This window comes from Mycobacterium sp. AT1 (assembly GCF_002043095.1).
Lineage (GTDB): Bacteria > Actinomycetota > Actinomycetes > Mycobacteriales > Mycobacteriaceae > Mycobacterium.
The window spans coordinates 1-21,055 of sequence record NZ_MVOC01000008.1; the positions used below are offsets into that span (position 1 = coordinate 1).

The 21,055-nt window shown below is 66.3% G+C and carries 23 protein-coding genes; 8 read left to right on the forward strand and 15 right to left on the reverse strand.

Annotated elements, in window-relative coordinates:
• Nucleotides 1-888: WS/DGAT domain-containing protein (locus B1790_RS03825; protein ID WP_142271018.1), on the forward strand; the 888-nt coding region annotated here is incomplete at its 5' end.
• Between the two features lie 13 nt (nucleotides 889-901).
• On the opposite strand, the gene B1790_RS03830 is transcribed toward B1790_RS03825, so the two are convergent.
• Complete coding sequence (locus B1790_RS03830; RefSeq protein WP_233164921.1) at nucleotides 902-2,386, reverse strand: AAA family ATPase; 1,485 nt, start codon at nucleotides 2,384-2,386, stop codon at nucleotides 902-904.
• A gap of 149 nt (nucleotides 2,387-2,535) precedes the next feature.
• Between B1790_RS03830 and B1790_RS03835 the strand changes: the two genes are divergently transcribed.
• A complete protein-coding gene (locus B1790_RS03835) occupies nucleotides 2,536-3,537 on the forward strand; it encodes an NAD(P)H nitroreductase (RefSeq protein ID WP_369832279.1) in 1,002 nt (333 codons plus the stop codon).
• Here B1790_RS03835 and B1790_RS03840 read toward each other — a convergent pair whose 3' ends face one another.
• The 4 genes from B1790_RS03840 to B1790_RS03855 are packed head-to-tail and all read right to left on the reverse strand — an operon-like array spanning nucleotide 3,538 to nucleotide 7,478.
• Nucleotides 3,538-4,578 (reverse strand): NAD(P)-dependent alcohol dehydrogenase, encoded by a 1,041-nt coding sequence (locus B1790_RS03840; RefSeq protein WP_079921890.1) that lies wholly within the window; start codon nucleotides 4,576-4,578, stop codon nucleotides 3,538-3,540. It lies immediately after the preceding gene.
• A 1-nt stretch (nucleotide 4,579) separates the two neighbouring features.
• Nucleotides 4,580-5,845: a cytochrome P450 gene (locus B1790_RS03845; protein ID WP_079921891.1), complete on the reverse strand. Its 1,266-nt coding sequence runs from the start codon at nucleotides 5,843-5,845 to the stop codon at nucleotides 4,580-4,582.
• A gap of 20 nt (nucleotides 5,846-5,865) precedes the next feature.
• On the reverse strand, nucleotides 5,866-7,266 hold the full coding sequence (locus B1790_RS03850; protein WP_079921892.1) for an NAD(P)/FAD-dependent oxidoreductase: 1,401 nt from the start codon (nucleotides 7,264-7,266) through the stop codon (nucleotides 5,866-5,868).
• Entirely contained in the window at nucleotides 7,263-7,478 is a 216-nt protein-coding gene (locus B1790_RS03855; protein ID WP_079921995.1) for a ferredoxin, read from the reverse strand. The genes B1790_RS03850 and B1790_RS03855 overlap by 4 nt, the downstream gene beginning before the upstream one ends.
• Before the next feature lie 175 nt (nucleotides 7,479-7,653).
• Between B1790_RS03855 and mrf the strand changes: the two genes are divergently transcribed.
• A complete protein-coding gene (gene mrf, locus B1790_RS03860) occupies nucleotides 7,654-8,853 on the forward strand; it encodes a ribosome hibernation factor-recruiting GTPase MRF (RefSeq protein ID WP_079921996.1) in 1,200 nt (399 codons plus the stop codon).
• A complete protein-coding gene (locus B1790_RS03865; RefSeq protein ID WP_079921893.1) occupies nucleotides 8,850-9,110 on the forward strand; it encodes a type B 50S ribosomal protein L31 in 261 nt (86 codons plus the stop codon). Before mrf ends, B1790_RS03865 begins: the two co-directional genes overlap by 4 nt.
• Before the next feature lie 28 nt (nucleotides 9,111-9,138).
• On the opposite strand, the gene B1790_RS03870 is transcribed toward B1790_RS03865, so the two are convergent.
• From B1790_RS03870 to B1790_RS03885, 4 genes are read right to left on the reverse strand one after another with little or no spacing between them, the layout of a single operon-like run.
• Entirely contained in the window at nucleotides 9,139-10,281 is a 1,143-nt protein-coding gene (locus tag B1790_RS03870) for a GTP-binding protein (RefSeq protein ID WP_079921894.1), read from the reverse strand.
• A gap of 31 nt (nucleotides 10,282-10,312) precedes the next feature.
• The gene (locus tag B1790_RS03875) at nucleotides 10,313-11,269 is read right to left on the reverse strand and encodes a metal ABC transporter permease (RefSeq protein ID WP_079921895.1); all 957 of its coding nucleotides are present in this window, start codon (nucleotides 11,267-11,269) and stop codon (nucleotides 10,313-10,315) included.
• Complete coding sequence (locus B1790_RS03880; protein ID WP_079921896.1) at nucleotides 11,266-12,054, reverse strand: metal ABC transporter ATP-binding protein; 789 nt, start codon at nucleotides 12,052-12,054, stop codon at nucleotides 11,266-11,268. The genes B1790_RS03875 and B1790_RS03880 overlap by 4 nt, the downstream gene beginning before the upstream one ends.
• Nucleotides 12,041-12,832, reverse strand: coding sequence for a metal ABC transporter solute-binding protein, Zn/Mn family (locus B1790_RS03885; protein ID WP_198951909.1), 792 nt, complete (start codon nucleotides 12,830-12,832; stop codon nucleotides 12,041-12,043). The genes B1790_RS03880 and B1790_RS03885 overlap by 14 nt, the downstream gene beginning before the upstream one ends.
• 365 nt (nucleotides 12,833-13,197) lie before the next feature.
• On the opposite strand from B1790_RS03885, the gene rpmG reads away from it, so the two are divergent.
• Genes rpmG through rpsR form a run of 3 tightly spaced genes read left to right on the forward strand, consistent with a single transcriptional unit; the run spans nucleotide 13,198 to nucleotide 13,934 of the window.
• Nucleotides 13,198-13,362, forward strand: coding sequence for a 50S ribosomal protein L33 (rpmG, locus tag B1790_RS03890; RefSeq protein WP_079921898.1), 165 nt, complete (start codon nucleotides 13,198-13,200; stop codon nucleotides 13,360-13,362).
• Nucleotides 13,362-13,667 (forward strand): 30S ribosomal protein S14, encoded by a 306-nt coding sequence (gene rpsN / locus B1790_RS03895; RefSeq protein ID WP_079921899.1) that lies wholly within the window; start codon nucleotides 13,362-13,364, stop codon nucleotides 13,665-13,667. The genes rpmG and rpsN overlap by 1 nt, the downstream gene beginning before the upstream one ends.
• The gene (gene rpsR, locus B1790_RS03900; protein ID WP_079921900.1) at nucleotides 13,668-13,934 is read left to right on the forward strand and encodes a 30S ribosomal protein S18; all 267 of its coding nucleotides are present in this window, start codon (nucleotides 13,668-13,670) and stop codon (nucleotides 13,932-13,934) included.
• Between the two features lie 86 nt (nucleotides 13,935-14,020).
• On the opposite strand, the gene B1790_RS03905 is transcribed toward rpsR, so the two are convergent.
• Nucleotides 14,021-14,395, reverse strand: a complete 375-nt coding sequence (locus B1790_RS03905; RefSeq protein ID WP_079921901.1) for a DUF732 domain-containing protein — start codon at nucleotides 14,393-14,395, stop codon at nucleotides 14,021-14,023.
• A 20-nt stretch (nucleotides 14,396-14,415) separates the two neighbouring features.
• Entirely contained in the window at nucleotides 14,416-14,904 is a 489-nt protein-coding gene (locus B1790_RS03910; RefSeq protein ID WP_142271019.1) for a DUF732 domain-containing protein, read from the reverse strand.
• Nucleotides 14,905-15,201: 297 nt separating this feature from the next.
• Between B1790_RS03910 and B1790_RS03915 the strand changes: the two genes are divergently transcribed.
• Nucleotides 15,202-17,139 carry a glycosyltransferase family 39 protein gene (locus B1790_RS03915; protein ID WP_079921903.1) on the forward strand — a complete coding sequence of 646 codons (1,938 nt, stop codon included), beginning with the start codon at nucleotides 15,202-15,204 and terminating at the stop codon, nucleotides 17,137-17,139.
• Between the two features lie 52 nt (nucleotides 17,140-17,191).
• Here B1790_RS03915 and B1790_RS03920 read toward each other — a convergent pair whose 3' ends face one another.
• From B1790_RS03920 to B1790_RS03935, 4 genes are read right to left on the reverse strand one after another with little or no spacing between them, the layout of a single operon-like run.
• Nucleotides 17,192-17,947 (reverse strand): response regulator transcription factor, encoded by a 756-nt coding sequence (locus B1790_RS03920; RefSeq protein ID WP_079921997.1) that lies wholly within the window; start codon nucleotides 17,945-17,947, stop codon nucleotides 17,192-17,194.
• Between the two features lie 53 nt (nucleotides 17,948-18,000).
• Complete coding sequence (locus tag B1790_RS03925) at nucleotides 18,001-19,446, reverse strand: CotH kinase family protein (protein ID WP_079921904.1); 1,446 nt, start codon at nucleotides 19,444-19,446, stop codon at nucleotides 18,001-18,003.
• On the reverse strand, nucleotides 19,446-20,123 hold the full coding sequence (locus tag B1790_RS03930) for a DUF4956 domain-containing protein (protein WP_079921905.1): 678 nt from the start codon (nucleotides 20,121-20,123) through the stop codon (nucleotides 19,446-19,448). Before B1790_RS03930 ends, B1790_RS03925 begins: the two co-directional genes overlap by 1 nt.
• A gap of 47 nt (nucleotides 20,124-20,170) precedes the next feature.
• Nucleotides 20,171-20,989 (reverse strand): polyphosphate polymerase domain-containing protein, encoded by an 819-nt coding sequence (locus B1790_RS03935; protein WP_233164922.1) that lies wholly within the window; start codon nucleotides 20,987-20,989, stop codon nucleotides 20,171-20,173.
• Nucleotides 20,990-21,055 lie beyond the last annotated feature (66 nt).

Here is a 21,055-nt window from a genome sequence, read left to right on the forward strand (position 1 = left end):
GCCCGTCATGACGGGCTGCCGACCATGAATCCGTTGTCGTGGTTGACCGGCGCATGGAGTGTGTCGCTTGCAACCGCCCGCTCCGCGTGGCGGGTGTCGTCCGGCGCCGCGCAGATCGCGACGAGAATCCTGACGCCGCAATCCCAGGCGATGACCGGTCCGCTGACGGCGATGCGTCGCTACAGCGCGGCAAGCGTGTCGCTGGCAGACGTGAAGTCGATCTGCCACCGCTTCGACGTCACGGTCAACGACGTGGCATTGGCAGCGATCACCGACGGCTTCCGGGAGGCAATGGTGCGCCGGGACACGCCAACCCGGTCCGATTCGCTGCGTACGCTGGTTCCGGTGTCGGTCCGGCGGCCCGACGAACTCCACCTTCCCGACAACCGGGTCTCGGTGATGCTCCCGCTTCTGCCCGTTGACATCGCAGATCCCCTCGAACGGCTGCGTGCCGTCCACAACCGGATGACGCAGTCCAAGGCGAGTGGGCAGTCGCAGGCAGGCAGCCTTGCGGTTGCCGCCTCCAACCTACTTCCCTTTGCGTTGACGGCGTGGACCGTTCGGCTTCTCACCCGACTGCCGCAACGTGGAGTGGCAACGGTGGCGACGAACGTACCCGGACCCCGCACGCGCGTCACGGTGATGGGCCGCGTGGTGCAGTCCCTGCTGCCCATTCCGCCCATTGCGCTAAACCTTCGGATCGGGATCGCGATCACCAGCTACGCCGACGAACTCACCTTCGGCGTGATCGGCGACTTCGACGCCACGGTGAGCCCGGAGGAACTCGCCAACGGCATCCGCGAGGGTGTCGAGCGGTTGGTCTCGGTGACGAAGGCCTGCAGGCGTTCCCGTCGAGCGGGAAGCCAGCTGCTACTGCTGATCTCTTGATCAGGACCGTCGGTCAGGTTGCCAGGCAGCATATTTGGTGCGCTTCGGCAGTGGTGTCGCCCAGCGGTCGGCTGGTGTCGACGAAGTGTGCACCCTCCCACGAGGTCTCCTCGCGACACATGGCCGACGCGATCTCGGGTGTGGCGTCCGACGACGAATTCCGGCGATCGAGGATTCTCGCCGTCGCGACGTCGACCGGGACCGTACAGGCAAGCTCGACGATTGGGGACTTCGTTGCATTCGACACCTCGCGCGCCTCCACTCGGTGCCGCAATTCACGCCACGTCGCATCCAGGATCACCGACTGTCCCCCCGTCAGCAGCGCGCCGGCGCGATGCAACAGGGCGTCGTACACGGCGTCGACGTTGTCCGCGGTGTACAGACCCGCACCGTAGACACCGGCGACACCGTCGAGATCACCGTCTGCGTGCATCTCGCGGCGGACGTCGTCGCTGGAGACCACCTGCGCCGCCGTGCGGTCAGCCAACGCGTTGGCGAGCGTGGTCTTGCCCGTGCCGGGGCCGCCGCCGACCAACACCAATCGCACCGTGCCCGTCCGGAGGTGCTGCAACGCGAGGTCGAGATGACGGCGCACGCCGGCACGTGCACCCGCGTCGCCTTGACTCACCCTGATGCAGTCAACCTTGGCGCGGACCACCGCTCGGTACGCAATGTAGAAGTGCGCCAGCGACATCGGCGCCGAATCGCCGGAAAAGCGGCGGTATTCGCCGAGGAAGAACTCGGCGAGGGACGGGTTTCCCAGAAACTCCAGATCCATTGCCAGGAAGGCGGCGTCGTCGAGCCCGTCGACGAACCGAAGCCGATCGTCGAACTCCAGGCAGTCCAGCAGGACCGGACCCGTCCCGGGGCAGAAGACGTCGTCGGCGATGAGATCGCCATGACCGTCGACCACGCGCAGGTCGACGAGGCGTCGGGCGAACAACCCGGCCCTGCCGTCGACGTACTGCCCTGCGAGGCGGTCGATCTCAGCCACCACCGCTGGGTCGGCCAATCCCGTGGAGACGTGGTCCAACTCTGCGACGTTCTGCCGCCAGCGGGCCTGGATCGCCGCGGCCGTTCCGCAGGCGTCGACGTTCGGGCCACGCGCAGCCATGGCATGGAACGAAGCCAGCTTCTCGGCGATGGCCGACAGGTGGTGCTCGACCGGCTCACCGCGCCGGACCATCGACGCCAGGCGAATCGAATCGGGGTAGCGTCGCATCACCACCACTGGCTCTGGCTCGGCGTTCTCGGGGTCGGCGAGGTGGGCAACGCCAAGGTAGCTGTCAGCGGACAGCCGACTGTTGAGCCGGACCTCACGCTGGCACGCCTCTTCACGACGCTCAACCGTGCTGAAGTCGAGAAACTCGGTGACGACCGACTTCTTGGCCTTGTAGGCCCTGTCGCCGACGAGCACGACCAGACCCGTGTGGGTCTCGCGAATCTCCGGGGTCCGAGACCCGCATCCGATTCCGTTCCGGGCCAATGCTGAGCTCATGGGGTCGATCATCGCGCTCGGCCCGATCCGAGGACAGCGTCATGGGACCCCGCTTCGGCGCCACAGGTCCCGTTCGATGGGGCCCAAAGACCCTGGCGTCCATGCGCGGTCGAGGGCCATGGTTTCCCAAGACGACTGAAGGGATCATCGTGCCGAAACCCATGGCGCCCAGCGGTGTCATCGCCGACGCCGTGCACCTTGCGTGCCGCGCTCCGTCATTCCACAACAGCCAGCCCTGGCGGTTCGTCGGGAAGGGAGCGGGTGTCCTGCACCTCTACCTGGACCGCGACCGCCTGGTGGAAACCGATTCCTCGGGTCGGCAAGCACTGATCAGCTGCGGGGCGGTGCTCGACCATCTCAAGGTGGCGATGGCGGCGGCCGGATGGGTCGCCAACGTCGACTACTACCCGAACCCGAACGACAGCACCCATCTCGCGTCGGTCGACTTCGTTCCGCTCGACTACGTCACCCGTGGTCACCGCCGCCGCGCCGACGCGATCCTGGCCAGGCGGACCGACCGCCTTCCCTTCGCTGCGCCGGAGCGTTGGGACGACTTCGAGCCGCTGCTGCTGGCGGCCGTCGACGACGATCTGGCGCACCTGGTCGTCCTGTCGGAGGACTCCCGTGGCCGGCTCGCCGACGCGTCGGCGCTGACCGAGGCGCTGCGCCTCTACGACTCTCCCTACCACGCCGAGCTGGCCTGGTGGACTGGACCATTCGCCACGCACGACGGAATTCCGCACAGCTCGCTGGTGTCGGCGGCCGAAAGCGATCGCGTCGACGTGGGCCGCATCTTCCCGGTCACCCATCACGGTCAACGGCGGGCACAGGTGGCCGAAGACCACTCGAAGGTGCTCGTTCTGTCCGCGCTCGGTGACACCCGCCGTGACGTCCTCGCGTGCGGGGAGGCGCTGTCCGTGGCGCTCCTCGAGGCCACGATGGCGGGTCTGTCGACGTGCCCGTTGACTCATCTGACCGAGGTCCCGGCCACCCGCGACATGGTCGGTGCGCTTACCGGACACCCCCTGCCCCAGGTGCTAATTCGGGTCGGGTTGGTCCCGGCACTCGACGACGTGCCGCCGCCCACCCCCCGGCGCCCTCTGAGCAGCGTGCTGTCCTGGCAGCCGTCAGTCGCCGAGGTCGCGCGGTAATCAGCCGTGGGGCGTGATGACGGCGCGCCCCTGGATCTTCCCGTCGTGGAGCAGCTGGTAGGCGTTGGCCGCCTCGTCGAGGGCGAAGTGTTCGACGAGCATCCGGATCTTGCCTGCCTTGGCGAGTTCGATGACGTCGATCAATTCGGGGATGGATCCCCAGAACGGTGATGCGACGGCGCATTCGTGCGGTGGGCTGGAGAAGTTGACGGGTAGCGCGGCGCTGCCGACGCCGACGATGGTGAGATGTCCAAGCACGCGAGCCACTTGCGCAGCCATTGCCAAGGTGGGGGTGATGCCGACCAGGTCGAGGACCAGTTCGGCTCCCTGACCCTTGCTCATGTCCTTGATGCGTGTAACGGCGCCGTCGCCGGAGATGAGCGCCTCGTCGGCACCCATGCTCTTGGCAATCTTCAGCTTGTCCTCCGAAGTGTCGACTGCGACAACCGTTGTCGCGCCGGACAACGCCTTGAGGACCTGAATGGCCATCTGCCCCAGACCCCCGGCCCCGATGACGACGGCCGTCGAGCCGGGTCCGAGCAGATGCACCGATCGTTTGACGGCGTGGTAACTGGTGAGCCCGGCGTCGCTGAGCGGTGCGGCTTCCCGGGGATCCAGATCGCCGAGCGGAATGAGGTAGCGGGCCGACGGGACGAGGAGGTACTCGGCCATCCCGCCGTTGGTGCCGCCGAGACCACCCGGGCTCGGCAGACCCGTTGTCTGGCAGTAGTTCTCCATGCCTTGGCGACAGTTGGTGCACAGGCCACAGCCCCACGGTCCGTACACGATGACGGCATCGCCGGGTGCGAATCCCGTTGCGCCGGGACCCAAGCTCTCGACCCACCCCGCGTTCTCGTGGCCCAGGGTGAAGGGGGGCGCGAACGACCTGGACCCTGCGGGGAGTTCGAGCAGGTGCAGGTCGGAGTGGCAGGCCCCCGCACCGCCGACCTTGACCAGCACCTCCCCCGGCCCGGGTTCGGGTACCGGTACGTCCCGAACTTCGCCGGGCCGTTGCCATTCGACGAACCGGAAGGCCTTCACCTCAGTCCACGATGCGGTCGAAGGCGACTTCGAGGTGACGCGGTCCGCGGAACACTTGGCTCTGCCGATACGGCGGCGGGTCGACGACCAGACGGGGGTTCTCGACCCGGCGTAGGAAGTTCTCCACCGCGAGGTTGACCTCCAGGCGTGCCAGCGGACCTCCCATGCAGGTGTGAATGCCACTGCCCCAACCGAAGTGCTGGTTGTCGAGGCGCAGCGGATCGAACCTGGCCGGATCGGGGAACATCTCCGGGTCGCGGTTGGCGGCACCGTACATCAGGTGAACGACCGACCCGGCCGGGATGACGGTCCCGCCGACCTCGATGTCGGCGGTGGCGCTGCGGCTCGGGAAGAACTGCACGGCCGACTGCAGCCGTTGCACCTCCTCGATGGCACGGGGAATCAGCTCGGGTCGGTTGCGCAGCAGGTCGATCGATTCGGGGTTGCGCAGCAGCATCAGAACGCAGTGGGCGATGGTGTTGACCGTCGAGTCGTGCCCGGCGATGAGGAGCAGCACCGCGTTGGACGCCGCCTCCGCAGGTGCCATCGGTCCGTCCGGACCGTCGTCGTTGACGAGCTTGGAGAGCAGCCCATCGCCGGGTGCCGTGAGGTAGCCCTGAATCAGGTCTGCCAGGTACTGCGACAATTCGGCGGTGCTCTGCTTGCCCTTGGCGGCGCGAGCCTGACCTTCCTCGGTGGTCGCTTCCGGCCCGAGGTCGAGGCCGGCCATGAAGTCGAAGATCCAGGCGTGGAACATGGGCTCGTCCTCGAGCGGGATGCCCAGCAGCTGGCATATGACGGCCACCGGCACGGGGTAGGCGTAGTCGTCCACGACGTCGAAGACTCCTGAGCCCTTGGTCTTGATCCCATCCAGCAGGTCGTTGCACAGCCGCTGGATGTTTGGCTCCATGTTGGGGATGACGTCGGGTGAGTGGGGCGGCGCGAAGTGCCGCATCACCTGGCGCCTGGCCCGGTCGTGGTCGGGCGGATCGGACATGATGATGGTCTTGGCGCGGCCGTAGGCCTCGATGTCCTGGGCGCCCGGCTGTCCTGTCGCCGACGCTGCCCCGAGCGGACTGCGGCTGATGTCGGAGCTGATCCGCGGATCGTGTGCGAGCGTCATCAGTTCGCGGTAGCCGGTGACGACGTAGGTGCGGTCGGCCACCTGGACGACGGGGGTCTGCCGGAGTTGGTCGAAGAATTCGTACGGGTCGTGACGATTCTCGAACTTCATCGCCTCCGCCCAGGCGGTCTCTGCGGTCGTCATGTCGTCGGTCCCCTTCCTGGCTAACGGGCCTTGGGACGGTACTCCGCGCCCCGCGAGGTCGGATCATGGCCAGTGAGAACGACATCCGGGATTCCGGTCGGTGCGCGCGGATCGCCGAAGCGGGCCGGCATGGGGGTTGAGTTCGTCGGCACGTCATAGCCGGGTGGCGGTGGCGGAAACGGGGCCGAACGTTCGATGAGGTCGGCGTAGTACTGCAGCCACTTGCCGTGGTTGAACGTCAGCGCGCCGACGATGCGGCCGTTCTTGCCGAACGCGGCGGCGAAGCGCAGATCCTCCACCGACCCCTGGGTGAAGACGATTTCGTCGCCGAAGGAGCACACGCCGACACCCTTGATGTTGACGCCAAATTGGCCCGACCAGAACTGCGGCAGCGGTAGGTGTGGGCGGCGGCCCATCTCCAGGTGAACCATGTTGTGCGCAGCGGTTTGAGCGCCGAGGACGGCGGCGTCGACGTGTTCGATGGCCATGAACTGGTACTCGTAGAGCACGTGCGGTGCGCGGGCGACGTCGCCTGCGACGAAGACGTTGTCGGTCACCACGCCGTTGACGTCGAACGCGCGGCACCCCGCGTCGCAGGCCACGCCCCAGAATCCGGCGGCGAGGTCGGCGCCGTCCAACCATTCGATGTTGCGCACCGAGCCAAGGGACGCGACCACGACGTCGACGTCCAGCACGGTGCCGTCGGACAGCCGTGCCTGCCGGACGTGACCGTCGGCGTCGCCGGTGAGCGCCTCGACGGCCACGCCGGTGCGAAGGTCGACTCCGGCGTCGCGCTGCATCTTGGCGGCGATGTCGCCGATGACCCCGCCGAGCGGGCCCACCAGCGGTGCGCTGGACCGTTCCGCCACGGTCACGTCAAGGCCGAGATCGCGGCACACCGAGGCCATCTCCGAGCCGATGAACCCGGCGCCGACGATGAGCACCCTCTTCGGCCTTGCCTTGAGGGCGGCCTGCAACTCCGCGGCGTCGTCACACGTGCGCAGCGTGTAGAGACCCTTGAGCGTGGCCTCCTCGGCGTTGAACCACGCCCGTGACCGCACGCCGGTGGCGATCAGCACCCTGTCGTAGGGCACCCGATCGCCGTTGGCCAGCACCACTTCTCGGTTGGCGCGGTCCAGCGCGGTAGCCGCGACCCCGAGGCGCCAGTCCGCGTCGACCTCGCGCAACCGGGGCAGCTTGGTGTTGCCCGCCGGCACCCAGCCCTTCAGCACCTGCTTGGACAGTGGCGGCCGGTCGTACGGTTCGTGAACTTCGTCGCCGATGATGGTCAGCGAACCGGTGAATCCCTCGTCGCGTAGCGCTTCGGCGGCGCGCAGACCCGTCAGTGACGCGCCGACGATGACGATCCTGCCGGTCGCCTTGAAGCTGGCGACGATGTCGGCGATCAACGAGGCGGTCACGTCGTCGACCTGTCCGCCGGCGGATCCATCTCGGCGACGATGGCCTGCACCGGGCAGGACGCCACGGCCCGCGCCACCCTTTGCCGTTGGGAGTCATCGGGATTCGGGTCGTAGGCGAGCGCCTCCTCGCCGTTGAGCTGGAGCACCTCCGGCGCCAGCGGGACGCATTGCGCGTATCCCAGGCAACGGTTCAGGTCGACGACGATGCGCATTCTGGGCCCCTCCCCACCGGTGCTGCCGACGGTACTCAGGACCTGGGTCCGGTAGGCGGTTTTCGACACTTGCCAGGGGAAACCGCTTGATGACAATGATTGTCGACAACAGGTCGCATGAACGGTACCGTGGGCCGGACCTCTATTGACAATGATTTTCAACAAGGAGCCGTTCATGCGAACTCCGGTGGTCCTGGTCTGCGGCCAGGCCGGTGCGAACACCGTCGCCGACGCCTTGCTCGCGCATCCGGGCACGGCCGTCGTCGAGCACGAGTTCGACGGCCAGGTGGTGCGCCGATGGGTCGCAATCATGCGTCAAGGCAAGGTGTCCCGAAGCGAGGTCGCCTTGGAACTCACCAAGGGCTGCGTGTCGTGCACGACGCGCGACGACCTGCTGGTGCTGCTGCGCCGGGTCCATCGCCGCGACGACGTGCACCGCATCGTCGTACTCCTCGCGCCGTGGACGGAGCCCGAATCCATCTGCCACGCAATCAATCACGTGCCGGTGCGAGTCGGCGTGGGCTACCTCGACGGTACCGCTGCCCGCGACGTCGAGATCAGCGCCGTGGTCGCCTGCCTCGACACCGAGTCGTGGCGGGGACAGGCGCTCGGCGACGACGAGCTGCCCGACGGACGTCCCGTCGCCCAGGTCGTCGTCGATCAGGCCGAATTCGCCGACGTCGTCGTCCTCACCGAGCCCGAACACACGACCATCGCCATTCTCAAGCGGCTGGCGCCGTGTGCCCGCATCACCGTGGGCCACCGGCACCTGGAGATCGCACTTCGCCATCTGCACCCGCTGGCGCGGCGGGGCGCCGACTCCGACCCGCACGAGCCTCTCCTGGCGGGCGAACCACCGCTGGCGCCGGACGGCGACGTCGCGCTGACGGAGTTCTCGGCCCAGCGGCCGTTTCACCCAGGGCGACTCCACGCCGCGCTCGACGTGCTCCTCGACGGCGTCATCCGGTGCCGGGGGCGCATCTGGTTGGCTCCGCAGCCCGACAACGTCGTATGGGTCGAGTCGGCGGGCGGGGGTCTGCGCGTGGCGCACACCGGTCCGTGGCTGGCCGCGATGGACGCCGACGAGTTGGCAGACGTCGATCCGGAACGGAAGGCCGTCGCCGCCATGCGGTGGGACCCCACGCACGGCGACCGCCAGACGTCGACGACGGTCCTTTCCTGCGGGGCCCGGCCGGCCGAGATCAGCGCCGCCCTGCACGACGCCCTGCTCACCGACGACGAGTTCCGTCGGCCATGGGAGTGGGACCAGTACGACGATCCGTTCGGCGACTGGCACGAGGACCCGTGTGACTCGACACCCGAGTTGCACGACGAGGTAGCCGCACGCGGCAGTCACGAAGGAGACGACGAATGAAACCAGGCATCCACCCCGACTACCACCCGGTGGTGTTCCAGGACGGCAACACCGGTACGCGCTTTCTGACGAGGTCGACGATCACCAGTTCCCGCACGGTCGACTGGCCGACCCCCGACGGAATCAAGACCTATCCCCTTGTCGTCGTGGATGTTTCGTCAGACTCACACCCGTTCTGGACGGGTTCTCAACGCCACAACGACACCGCGGGCCAGATCGAGAAGTTCCGCCGTCGCTACGGAACCCGCGAACGGTAGTCCCGACCGGCGTCGAGTCGCGGCCGTCTCAATGGGTGTGGGTGACGCCCCACGCGGGCAGCGGGTCGTGGTAGGTCAGCCACTCCCGCTGGCCCGCCGCGACTTCGGCGTCGGTCAGCAGGGCGGACTCGAACTGGTCGTGCACCAGGGCACGGTCCAGCCGGACCCCAATGATGACGATCTCCTGCCCTGGCGCGAACTCCGCAGTGGCCCACGGCTGCGCCGGCTCGATCACCAGGTTGGGCCCGGCCTGGGACCAGATCGCGGCAATCAGGGGGCGGCTGGCGATCCAGCAGAATCCCTTGCTACGCAACAGTCCCGTGACGTTCTCCAACACCCGCGCCAACCGGTCGGGATGAAACGGACGATCGGCTCGGAACGTCATGCTGCTGATGCCGTACTCCTCCGTTTCGGGCGTGTGCCCTTCGGCGATCTCCTCGTCCCATCCGGGCGCGGACTCCGCGAGCACGGGATCGAACAGCCCGGTGTCGAGGACGGTCTCCAGCGGCACCACCCCGTGATCGGTGCGGGTGATCCGAGCCGTCGGATTGAGCCGACGCAGTATCGTTTCAACCGTCCCGCAGGCACTTTCACTCACCAAGTCGGTCTTGTTGAGCAGGATCACGTCGGCGAACTCCACTTGGTCGACCAGCAGATCGGAGATGCTGCGACCGTCCTCGTCGGCGGCCGCCAGGCCCCGCTCGGTGAGCGCGTCCCCGCGGGCGAGTTCGAGCAGGAACGTCGAGGCGTCGACCACGGTGACCATGGTGTCGAGCCGAGCCACCCGAGACAGCGCGAATCCGTCGTCGAACTCCCAGCCGAACGTCGCCGCCACCGGCATCGGTTCGGAGATTCCGGTCGACTCGATCACCAGGTGGTCGAACCTGTTCTGCACGGCCAAGTCCCTGACTGCGTCGACCAAGTCCTCGCGCAGGGTGCAGCAGATGCATCCGTTGGTCAGTTCGACGAGCTTCTCCTGGGTGCGATCCAGGTGGCCTTGACCGGCGATGAGGGCGGCGTCGATGTTGACCTCGCTCATGTCGTTGACGATCACGGCCACCTTGCGCCCGTCACGGTTGGCCAAAATGTGGTTCAGCAGAGTGGTCTTGCCCGCCCCGAGGAAGCCGGACAGGACGGTTACGGGCAGGCGTCGAGACTCGGCCGGAGGCATCCCTTAATGATAATGATTTTCATTAAAAGTGTCACGCCGGCGTCCGCGATCCACCCGTGTCGACCGACTTCGGTTGCAGCAGCGCGCCGGCGGGTTCGGCAGGCGCGACGCCGCCCGAATGGGTCGGGTGGTCGAGCACGTCCGCGACGCGACGGCCACGATGGTCAATCAGCCACACCACCAACCAGATGCCGCAGGCAACGGTGACGACGAGGAAGCTGGGCGGCACGTTGAACATCGCCGACGCCCCGAGCCCGAGCCAGACCGAACACACGCTGATCGCGGCGGAGATCGCCATGGCAAGGGACGGACGTGGGGTCAGCATGATCCCCGTGGCCGCGGGCGTGACCAACAGCGCGAACAGCAGCAGCGTGCCGACGGCCTGCACCGCCATCGTCACGGCCAGCGCGAGCAGCAGCATGAACACGACCGAAAGCGCCCGCACCGGAACGCCCTTCGCCTCGGCGACGGGAGCGTTGATCGAGCTGTACAGCAGGGGCCGGTAGATCAACCCGACGCACAACATCAGCACCAGGAAGAGGACCGAGAAGCCGATCAGCTGCTCGTGCGAAATCGCCAGCAGGTTGCCGAACAAGACGTTCGTCATCGTGCTGGAACTCTTGGTCGCCAGGGAGTTGAAGAACAAGCCGAGCCCCGTCGCGAAGGCCAAGGTCGTCCCCGTCACGACGTCGCGGTCGGAGGCCCGTTTGCCCAATGCGCCGATGACCAGCGCTCCGCCTGCGCAGAACACTGCCAGACCGAGGACGGGCGGAATGCCGAGCAGCACCGCACCCGTCGCGCCGGGCAACCCCATGTGGGCGAGGGCGTGCGCGGCAAAGGCGTTGCGGCGCACCACGATGAAGTAGCCCATCAACCCAGAGGCCAGCGCGACGACGGTTCCACCGATCAGCGCGTTGCGCATGAACGGCGAGCCGAGGATCGTCCACCAGTCCTGCTGATAGCCGATGGCCACCAACTGTGTCGTCACGGCGCGCTCCTCATGTACATCTCGCCCTGCGGGGTGTGTACCACCCGAATGGGGGTGCCGTACAGGTGGCTGAGCAGCGCGTCGTCGACGACGTCGGTCATCGTGGCGTAGTGCGGATGCCCGTCGAGTAGGTAGATCGCACTGTCGAGCATCGTCAGCAGGGGGTTGAGGTCGTGTGCGACGACCAGAATGGTCACGCCCAACTCGCGGTGCAGCCGCGCCAACAGCGCGACGATCTCGCCCTGACTGCGCAGATCGAGGGACGCCAGCGGTTCGTCCAGAATCAACATCCGCGGCTTGGAGACCAACGCTTCGGCGATGGCGATGCGTTGACGCTGCCCGCCGGACAGCAGTGCCAAACGACGGTCGGCGAACTCTCCTGCGTCGACCGCGGCCAGGGTCTCCTCGACGGTCTGGCGTTGTGTGGCAGTCGCCCGGCCGAACGCCCAGCGCCGGCCGGTCAGCCCGAGCATCACCACGTCGCGGGCGCGGATCGCCTCGCCCGCGGTGGCGGCGTAATCCTGCGGGACGTAGCCGATGCCGTCGTTGTCCTCGCCGGGCTTGCGGCCGAAGACGCGCACCTCACCCGACGCGGGCGGAACGAGGCCCAGGATCATGTGCAGGAGGGTGGTCTTGCCGGCTCCGTTGGCGCCGATCAGGGCGACGATGCCGCCTGCGGGCACCTCGAATGTCGCGTCGGACCAGATCAACCGCCGTCCGCGAACCGCGCTGACGTCGGTGAACGCCAGCGCAACGGAATCCTGCTCGGACTTAGGTCGAGACACCCAGCGCCTTTGCCAGGGCGGTGAGCTGGCCGTCCTGCCACGCCTCGAACGAGGTCTGTCCGGGCGGGACGGTCTCGGTGACGTCGACGACGGGCACGCCGGCCTGCTCGGCCGCGGTGCGAATCTGTTCGGGGATCGAGCCCTCGGTCTGGGTGTTGTACATCAGGACGTCGACCTTCTTCTCCGCGAGGGCAGTGGTGAACGCTGCGATGTCGGCCGGTGACGGATCGGATTCGTTGGCCGAGGCTCGCTGGTAGCCCTCGGGGGTCTTGTTGACGAGCCCCATCGCTTCGGCCTGGTAGTCGAAGATTCCCTCGGTGGCAGCGTAGGACTTGCCCGACGCGCCCGCCTTGATCTTGGCGATCAGGTCGTCATATGGCTTCAACGTCGTGGTGAGCGCTTCCCGACGCTCGCCGAAGTAGCTCGCGGCCTGGGGGTCGAGCTTGCTCAGCTCCGCGGTCACCGCGTCGGCGACGGCGGTCACCGCGGTTGGGCTGTACCAAAGGTGCGGGTTGGCCCCATCGGCGGTCTTGGTGACTTCGGACGCGCTGACCACGGGGGCCGCGCCCGCCGAGGACTCGGCCAGCTTCGAGGCCCAAGCGTCGTAGTCCGCTCCGTTCACGACCACCATCTTCGCGCCTGCGAAGGAGGCGGCGTCGGCGGGTGACGGTTCGTAGTCGTGCGGGTCGACCGATGAGCCGGCCAGGATCGTCTTGACCTTGGCGCAGGCGCCGCCGAGCTCGGAGACGATGTCGCCCCACTGGTCGACGCTCACCACCACGTCCACCGGCGCGGTCGGGCACGGCTCGCTGCTCGTCGTACTGGCTCCGGCTGCAGCGGCGGTCGACGATGTGGAAGGTGCGGTCTGATCCGAGCCGCAGGCGGCGAGCGCGACGCTCAGGGTCAGCGCGAGGGCGGCGGCAAGTGGTGCCGAACGGTACGGCGAATGAGTCATGGCGAGAATGATAATCGTTTCCAATAGTCCCCCGCCAGTCGGGATGACATTCACGGCGACTTGAGAGCCGACGCCGGCGTCCGGTTTGCAATTTCGACATGGGGCACTACAGTCCACACTAACGACAATGATTTTCATTAAGGGTCGGCGACGAGACGCCGCCCCCGAGGCACTAGGGAGGTAAACCGTTGTCCAGCACAGACATCCGACCAGTCGTCAAGCTTCGCTCGACGGCCGGGACGGGCTACACCTACGTCACCCGCAAGAACCGCCGCAACGATCCGGATCGCCTGGTCATGCGGAAGTACGACCCCGTGATCCGCAGACACGTCGACTTCCGCGAGGAGCGCTGATGGCCAAGAAGTCCAAGATCGTCAAGAACGACCAACGCCGGGTGATCGTGGCGCGTCATGCCGAGCGACGAGCAGAGCTCAAGCGCATCATCCGATCGCCGGAAACCACTGTCGCACTGCGCATTCAGGCGCAGGCCGAGCTGGCCCGTCAACCAAGGGACGCCAGCCCCGTCCGAGTGCGCAACCGCGACTCCGTCGACGGCCGGCCGCGGGGGCACCTGCGCAAGTTCGGCCTGTCCCGAGTGCGGGTGCGGGAGCTCGCCCACGACGGCCAGCTGCCCGGGATACGAAAGGCGAGTTGGTAGATGGCGCGCACGAAGCCAGCACGCGCCCGGTCGGGCCGCGGCGGAGAGAACAAACCCGCCAAGCGCAATGCGCTCAAGGCCCTCGGCGTCGACGCCGTCGACTACAAGGACACCGCGAGGCTCCGGACCTTCATCTCCGACCGGGGCAAGATTCGGTCGCGCGCCGTCACGGGGTTGACGGTCCAGCAGCAGCGGCAGATCGCCATCGCCATCAAGAACGCCCGCGAGATGGCACTGCTGCCATACCCCGGGCAATCCCCACGGTGACGCGCTACAGGTCCTAGCGCGCCCACCGTGGGGGGTATGCACGTCCGCTGTCGATCTTGCGTACGTAGGGCCCACGCTCAGCGGACTCAGCCCGACCCGAGCAGACTCAGCCAGTCGTCGCCGGGCAGGGTCGACATCATCGTCGGGCAATAGATGGAGATGGCGAGCCCGGTCAAGACCTTGGACATCCGCGGAGACGTGCCGTCTCGGGCAGCAAGTGCGGATGCGATCGACGCCATGGTCTCGCCGGGTTGTTGGACCGCCGCGCAGATTGAATTGCCCAGGGCGGGCGAACTGGACGCTGCGGTCGTCGACGCGCTGGCAGTACCTACGGTGTCGAGGACGGGACTCGTCCCGGTGTCGGCGTGCGCCATTGTCGGCGCGACAGCTGCCATCGCGACGGCGGCCAGTGGAATCAGGAAGCCCACGGTTGGGATGTGATAGCCGTTGAGACAAGACATTTCGCTCCTCGAAACGGATGTCAGGTGCCGGGTGTAGCGAGGATGCCTGGCAAACTTCCGGCCACGCCCCCGGTGACGGACGACAGCGGGTTGGCGGTTGGCGTTGCCATTCCCATCATGCTCGCCGCGTTGCTCAGAACCGTGAAGTCACCGTTTGCCAAGGACGTCATGAAGTTTGGGCACTGGGTCTGGATCGCCAGACCCGCGACGCCGCCGGCAAGCTGCGAACCCAGCCCACCGTGGCCGCTCGCGGTCGTCGCCGTGCTGACGACCTGGCTGCCCGGCTGCACCAGCATGGGGCACAGCGAGGTGGCAAACTGCGCGATGATCTGGCTGATCGCACCGTTGTTGCCGATCCCAAAGTCGTTGAGCAGTGCAGCGTCTCCCGCGTCGGCACCAGCCGAGGCAGGCATCGAGATGGCCACCCCCATCATGGCCGCCAGTGATACGAGGAGACGTACCGCGGTGGCGGTAGGTCTTGCGTGAATTCGGTGGGTCTCGGTAGTCATTCGTGCGCCGTTTCCGTCGTCCAATGGGGTGCGCCGCGAATAAAGAACTGATGGCACGCGGATAACGTTCTGTCACTATGGTCACGTTTGAACCACGAATCGGTCACCGTCTGAAACCTATGGGTGTTGCATGAACCAGACGTCGGACTCGGGGCTGTATGGCTCGGGTTCCGCCGCGCCGGCATTCACAGCCCGTACAAATATTCGGCCCACAGGATTCACATGTGCACGTTGCATGATCATCCAGCACTTGGGCTCCACCTGCCGCCAGAGCGGTGCGCGACCACGAAGGATGCGATGACCACCGCAGCACCCGCTACGGAGAACGACGACGATGCGGTCGCAACCTTGGTCGGCGGCCCACCGCCTCCGCGCTGGTACGGGCCTGCGCTGTCGCTGCTGCTGCTCGGCACCGCGACGTTCTGGACGATCGGACTTAGTCAAAATGGCTGGGGCAATTCGTTTTACGCCGCCGCCGTACAAGCGGGTACGCAGAGCTGGAAGGCGTTCCTGTTCGGGTCGTCGGATGCGGCGAACACGATCACGGTGGACAAGCCGCCCGCGGCACTGTGGGTGATGGAGGTCAGCACGCGACTGTTCGGCGTCAACTCCTGGGCCATTCTGCTTCCCCAGGTACTACTCGGCGTCGCGTCGGTGGCACTCGTACACGCATCCGTGCGTAGGACTTTCGGCCCGGCGGCGGGTTTGGTCGCCGGCGCGCTGCTCGCGTTGACACCGGTCGCCACGTTGATGTTCCGCTACGACAACCCCGATGCGCTCCTCGTGTTCCTGATGGTGGCCGCGGTTTGGGCGCTGCTACGGGGAGTCGAGAGCGGTCGCACGCGGTGGGTCGTGCTGTGCGGCGCCGTGATCGGTGTCGGCTTTCTCACCAAACAGCTACAGGTCATGTTGATCGTGCCGGGTCTCGCCTTCGCTTACGTGGTCGCCGCGCCGCCGCGGTTGGGTACGCGGTTGCTTCAACTGTCGGCCGGCTTGGCGGTGTCCGTGGTGGCCGCCGGTTGGTGGGTGGCGCTGGTGGAACTGTGGCCAAGGGCCGATCGGCCCTACATCGGCGGATCCTCCGACAACAGCTTCCTGCAGCTGACGCTGGGCTACAACGGCTTGGGCCGCATCCTCGGCGGCGGAGCCGGTGGCGGCGGCGGACTACCGATTTCCCCCGCCGGTGGCGGACCGGGCGGTCCCGAGGGCCCACCCATGTTCGGCTCCTCGGGCATCACCCGGATGTTCAGCACGGCGTCCGGGACCCAGATATCGTGGCTCCTGCCCGCCGCCGCGGTGGTCCTCGTCGCCGGACTGGTGTTGTGCGGCCGTGCTGCGCGCACTGATCTCACCCGGGCGTCGTACATCGCGTGGGGCGGCTGGCTCCTGGTTACCGGCCTGGTGTTCAGCTTCATGTCGGGAATCTTTCACGACTACTACACCGTCGCCCTCGCGCCCGCGGTCGCCGCGGTCGTGGGCATGGGGTCCGCACACCTGTGGCGGCACCGTGACAAGCGCTGGGTGACAACGCTGTTGGCGGTCACCGTGGCCGTGACGGCCGCCTGGGCATGGGTGTTGCTGGGTCGAGCACCGGACTTCGTACCTGCCCTGCGCTGGATCGTCGTGGCACTCGGTGCGGTGGCAACGGTTGGCCTCCTCGTCAGCGCGGTGCGGCCGGGGGTGACCATTGCAGCCCGCGACCTGTCGGCATGGGCGGCAGGAGTGGCCGTGGCCGCCGCCCTCGCCGGTCCGATGGCATTCTGCATCCACACCGTCGGCACTGCGCACACCGGTCCGATCGTCGTGGCAGGTCCGTCGACGGGAGGAGGGCTACCCGAGCCCCCTGGCGGCGGTCACCTGCCCGGACAGGGCAAGCCGTCCGAGCAGGTGACCGGGCTGCTGTCCGCCGATGCCGAGAACTACACCTGGGTCGCCGCGGCGATTGGGTCGATGGAGGCGTCGGGATATCAGCTGTCGACTGGCGACTCGGTGATGCCCCTTGGTGGATTCGCCGGCGCGGACCCGGCACCGACGTTGCAACAATTCCAGGAATACGTCGGAGCTGGACGCATTCATTACTTCCTCGAGTCGCCTCACCCGGGGATGCCCGACTTCCGTACCGAGTCGGGTGCCAAGTCGGAGTCCAGTCAGATCGGAGGCTGGGTCAAGGAGCACTACACCGCGATCACGGTGGACGGCGTCATGCTCTACGACCTGACAGCCGTCGCGGGCTGATGATGACACGGTGGGTGGTCGATTTGCCCGTAATCGTCGAGCCACCGGCGGATCATCGGGTCGCCTGAGCCGTCGACGGGGTGACGGTCGGATTGGTGAATCCGCGTGGCGGCTTGAGGATGTATCCGGTCCGGCGCAGGGTGTGAATCATCGGGTCTCGTCCGTCGTCGATCCGTCGACGCAGGTAGGACACGTAGAGCCTTACCTGGGAGGACTGCCCCGTGTAGTCGTAGTGCCACACCCGTCCGAGGATCTCCCGGATGCCGAGCGCCCGGCAGGGGTTGCGGACGAAGAAGCGCAGCAACGCGAATTCGGTTGGTGTCAGGACAATCTCGTCACCGCCTCGCCATACACGCAGATGCTCCTCGTCGAGGACGAGATCGCCGACCGATGCCACGGGACAGATGGACTCGTGATCTACCCCGTTGTCGCGCATCAATTTCCGGACCCGCGACATCGCATCCTCGATACTGAATGGCTTGACCAACCAGCCACCAGGGTCGGCGTCCACCACGGGACGCGACCGATCGATGGACTTCTCGTGCAGCAGAATCGTCAGGAGCGTCGGCTGTGACTCGAGTAGGCGATTGAGCAGCAGTTGACCATCCATGTCGGGCATCCGAAGGTCGACGATCGCCAGATCGGGTCTGAAGCACCGTGCCGCGGACAGGGCCGAGGCGCCGTCACATGCGGTTGTCGTACGAATGCCGCTGGCGTTGAGTGCAATTGACAACATCTCCGCCACGACGCGTTCGGCGTCGACGACGAGCACCCGTGGTGATCGGCCGTCGAGGTGGTTCCGCGACATGACCTGCTCCGCACCGCTCGCCGACTGGTCCCCCGCGCCGACGCGATGGGAGATCACTGAAGCCTCGCCGCGTCGAGGCTTTCCATGCGTTGCGTGATCCACGCATCGGTGGTGGCAACCGCCGTCGAGAGCTGTTGTTCGTCAAGACCGTCGGTGATTGGAACCGTGGCCGCGATGTCGCCGAGCAGGGCCTTCGCGGTCCCGTCTGCGTACATCAAGTCATAGAGCTCCCAGTAAACCTTGTGGTAGGTCGGAGCCCACGCGGCCGACGCGAGGAAGCGGGTCTTCAGCTGGTTGCCGAAGTCCGGTGCCCCGCCCGGGGAGTTCGGCATCTCGGTGCCCGGTGGGGGCCCGATCTGCACCTCCTCATCCGGCTGGGTGGTGGCACCGCCGGTCATCGCCAGGTTGAGATCCCAAGACACGACGTCGATCTTCTCGTCCGACAGGTCATACCAAAGGTAGTAGTTCTGCCCAGGTCCTCCCATGTCGTCGCCGTTGCCGAGCAGGTTCTGCGTGGCAAGGTAGCGGGCCAGCGAGTCGGTGTCGACCCACTCGGAGAGGTGGTCGTCGAACTCCTTCTCGTCGGCCCCGTCCAGCCATGCCAGGAAGTTGATGATCGGCTGCAGGTTGCCGTCGTCAACGGAATTGATCTGCTTGAACTGGTCGGCGTAGAGCGACTGGTCCGGTCCGCGATACTGCAGGCGCGAGCTCGCATCGGCCTTGTAAAGGTAACCGTCGCTGTCGAACAACGAGTTTGCGTACATCTCGTCGGGGTGCTCGAGCAGGAGCCGTGTCGTCGTCTTACCGTTGATCGTGTAGGTGGAGTACGCATAGCGCTGACTGGGTTGCCCGGTGTGCGCCGTCAGTGACAGTGCGAGTGCCTCGTTGACCACGGGCGATCCCGGCCGTATCGACAACTCGGTGAGCCCCTGATATCCACGGCCTTCCGCGTTCTCGTCGAAGCTGATCAGCAACGGTAGCGACGTGGGGTCCTCTGCCGAGGCGACGGCGATCCCGGTCATGCCCCCGGGTGGTCCGCCGACGCCGCCGGATGCTGGCGCACCGGGGGGACGCGCCCGGTCACCACCCAGGCCCATCAACGTCGAATTCCCCTTGAGCCTCACCGCCGCGTCACTGATCTGCGTGCCGTCGATGACGACGTCCGCCGTCACCCACTTCTTGTCCCCGTCCTTTTCGTACGCTGAAATCATCCTCTTGTATTGCGCATCGGAAATATTCACGACGAGTGTGTGTTTCGCGTCGTCGTCGAACAGGTCGACCGTCCCGGCGATGTTGTCGGTGATCTCCGACTGCATGATCGTCACATCGCTGGTGATGTATGGCCGAATGCGGTAGGGACCCACCACGGTCGTCAATCCGATCACGACGGCAGCGAGCAGCGCCAACACCTTCCAGTGCTGCCGCAGTCGCACGGGCACTCGGTGGGCCAGTCGCCTCTTCGGTGGTTCATGGCCCGCGGGCAGGTCGGTCTCCTGCATCAGATGTCGGTCTGGTCGTATCCGGTCAGCACGGTCACTCGCTGGCCTGTGTTGACGGCGCTGAGTTCGGCGATGAGCTCACTTCCCTTGCGCCCCTTCTTCAACTGCGTGGTGTAGTAGAGCTCGTTGAGTGCCCCCGAGCGTGCGGACTCCGTCGACACCAGCTCGAACTCCGAGCAGAAGTCGACGAGCACGTCCTCGACACGCGCGGTGTACTCGGGTTCCGGCGGAACTTGCACCTTGACCACCTGTCGTTGAACGTCGAGCTTGAACCAGTTGAATCGGTACATGATCATCAGCACCAGGCAGATCACCACCGTGGCGGCGACGGCAAGCAGATAGAAGCGGGTACCGGTCGTCATGCCGACCGCCATGGCCAGGAAGATGAAGCCGACGTCGCGAGTCTCCTTGATGGCGTTGCGGAATCGGATGACCGACAGCGCGCCGACGAGCGCAAAGGCGCGGGCGATGTTCGATCCGACGACGAGCATGATCACCGAGATCACCATGCACACCATGACCAACGTCTGAACGTAGGACTGGCTGTAGGACACGTTCTTGTGCGTGTATCGGTAGACCCATCCGATGATCGACGCCAGCACGAATGACAGCATCAACGACGCCGTCACGTCGAATATGGTGAACGTGCCGCTGAGGTCTTGCAGGTCGATGGTCATTCCAGACCGTCCCTTCGATGTGTGTCGAGTGATGCGATGGTCATGTATCAGGTTGCTGTCATCGTGTTTTCGGCCGGTGACGTGACGAGTTCCGGCGATCCGTCGCGTGACCGAGGGGCCATCCCGAAGGCCTGCACCGACTGGCAATACTTGGAGACCCGGATCACCGACATGTCGATGCGGGCCGCGAGATCGGTTACCCAGTAAGGCACCCGTTCGTTGGCCTTGATCTCGACGACGGCGAGCTTGGGCGGGATGATGAACCGGTTCGGCGCCCCGGAGGCGAAGTGGAAGTCACGGTCACGACCGTGCACCTGGTGGTCGATCGTCACCCGCAAGCCCACGTCCGCGTCGCGGCCAACGAACGCCTCCCGCAGATACCCCGTCGTCACGATGGGTCGCAGGTCGAGGTTGCCGACCAACGTCGTCACCTCATCGACGAAGCCCTTCTGAGACCGGTGGCACTCCAACGCTTCCCGCGCGTCCAGCCACTGTCGCGCGTCTCCGTACGGCAGTTCGATTCGACGCTTTTGCGTCACGCGATTTACGCGTTGCTTGATTTCGACTTGGACGGGGGTCTGGTCGGTGCAGTCTGCGGGCGTCCCGTAGAGGCGCATGCGCAACTTGCGACGAAACCGCAGGCCCTCGATCTTCTCCCAGTAGAACCGGAGATCCGAAGTGTCGTAGTACAACGACGTCACAGGGTATCCACCCTGCGGCGAGAACGGATCCGATGCCATCCGAGCCACGAGTTCGGAGCGCAGCTCGGCGACCCTGAATTCGTCTAGGAAGTACTTGATTTCGTATCGGTTGAACGAGTGCAGGCGACTCGCCGTCTGTTGGTAACCGGTTGGCTCTGTAGGCACGTCGTCGGGCGGGTGTTGCGGCGCTGCGGCCCTTCGCGTGAACCATGTCTTCAAATCCTTCAATGC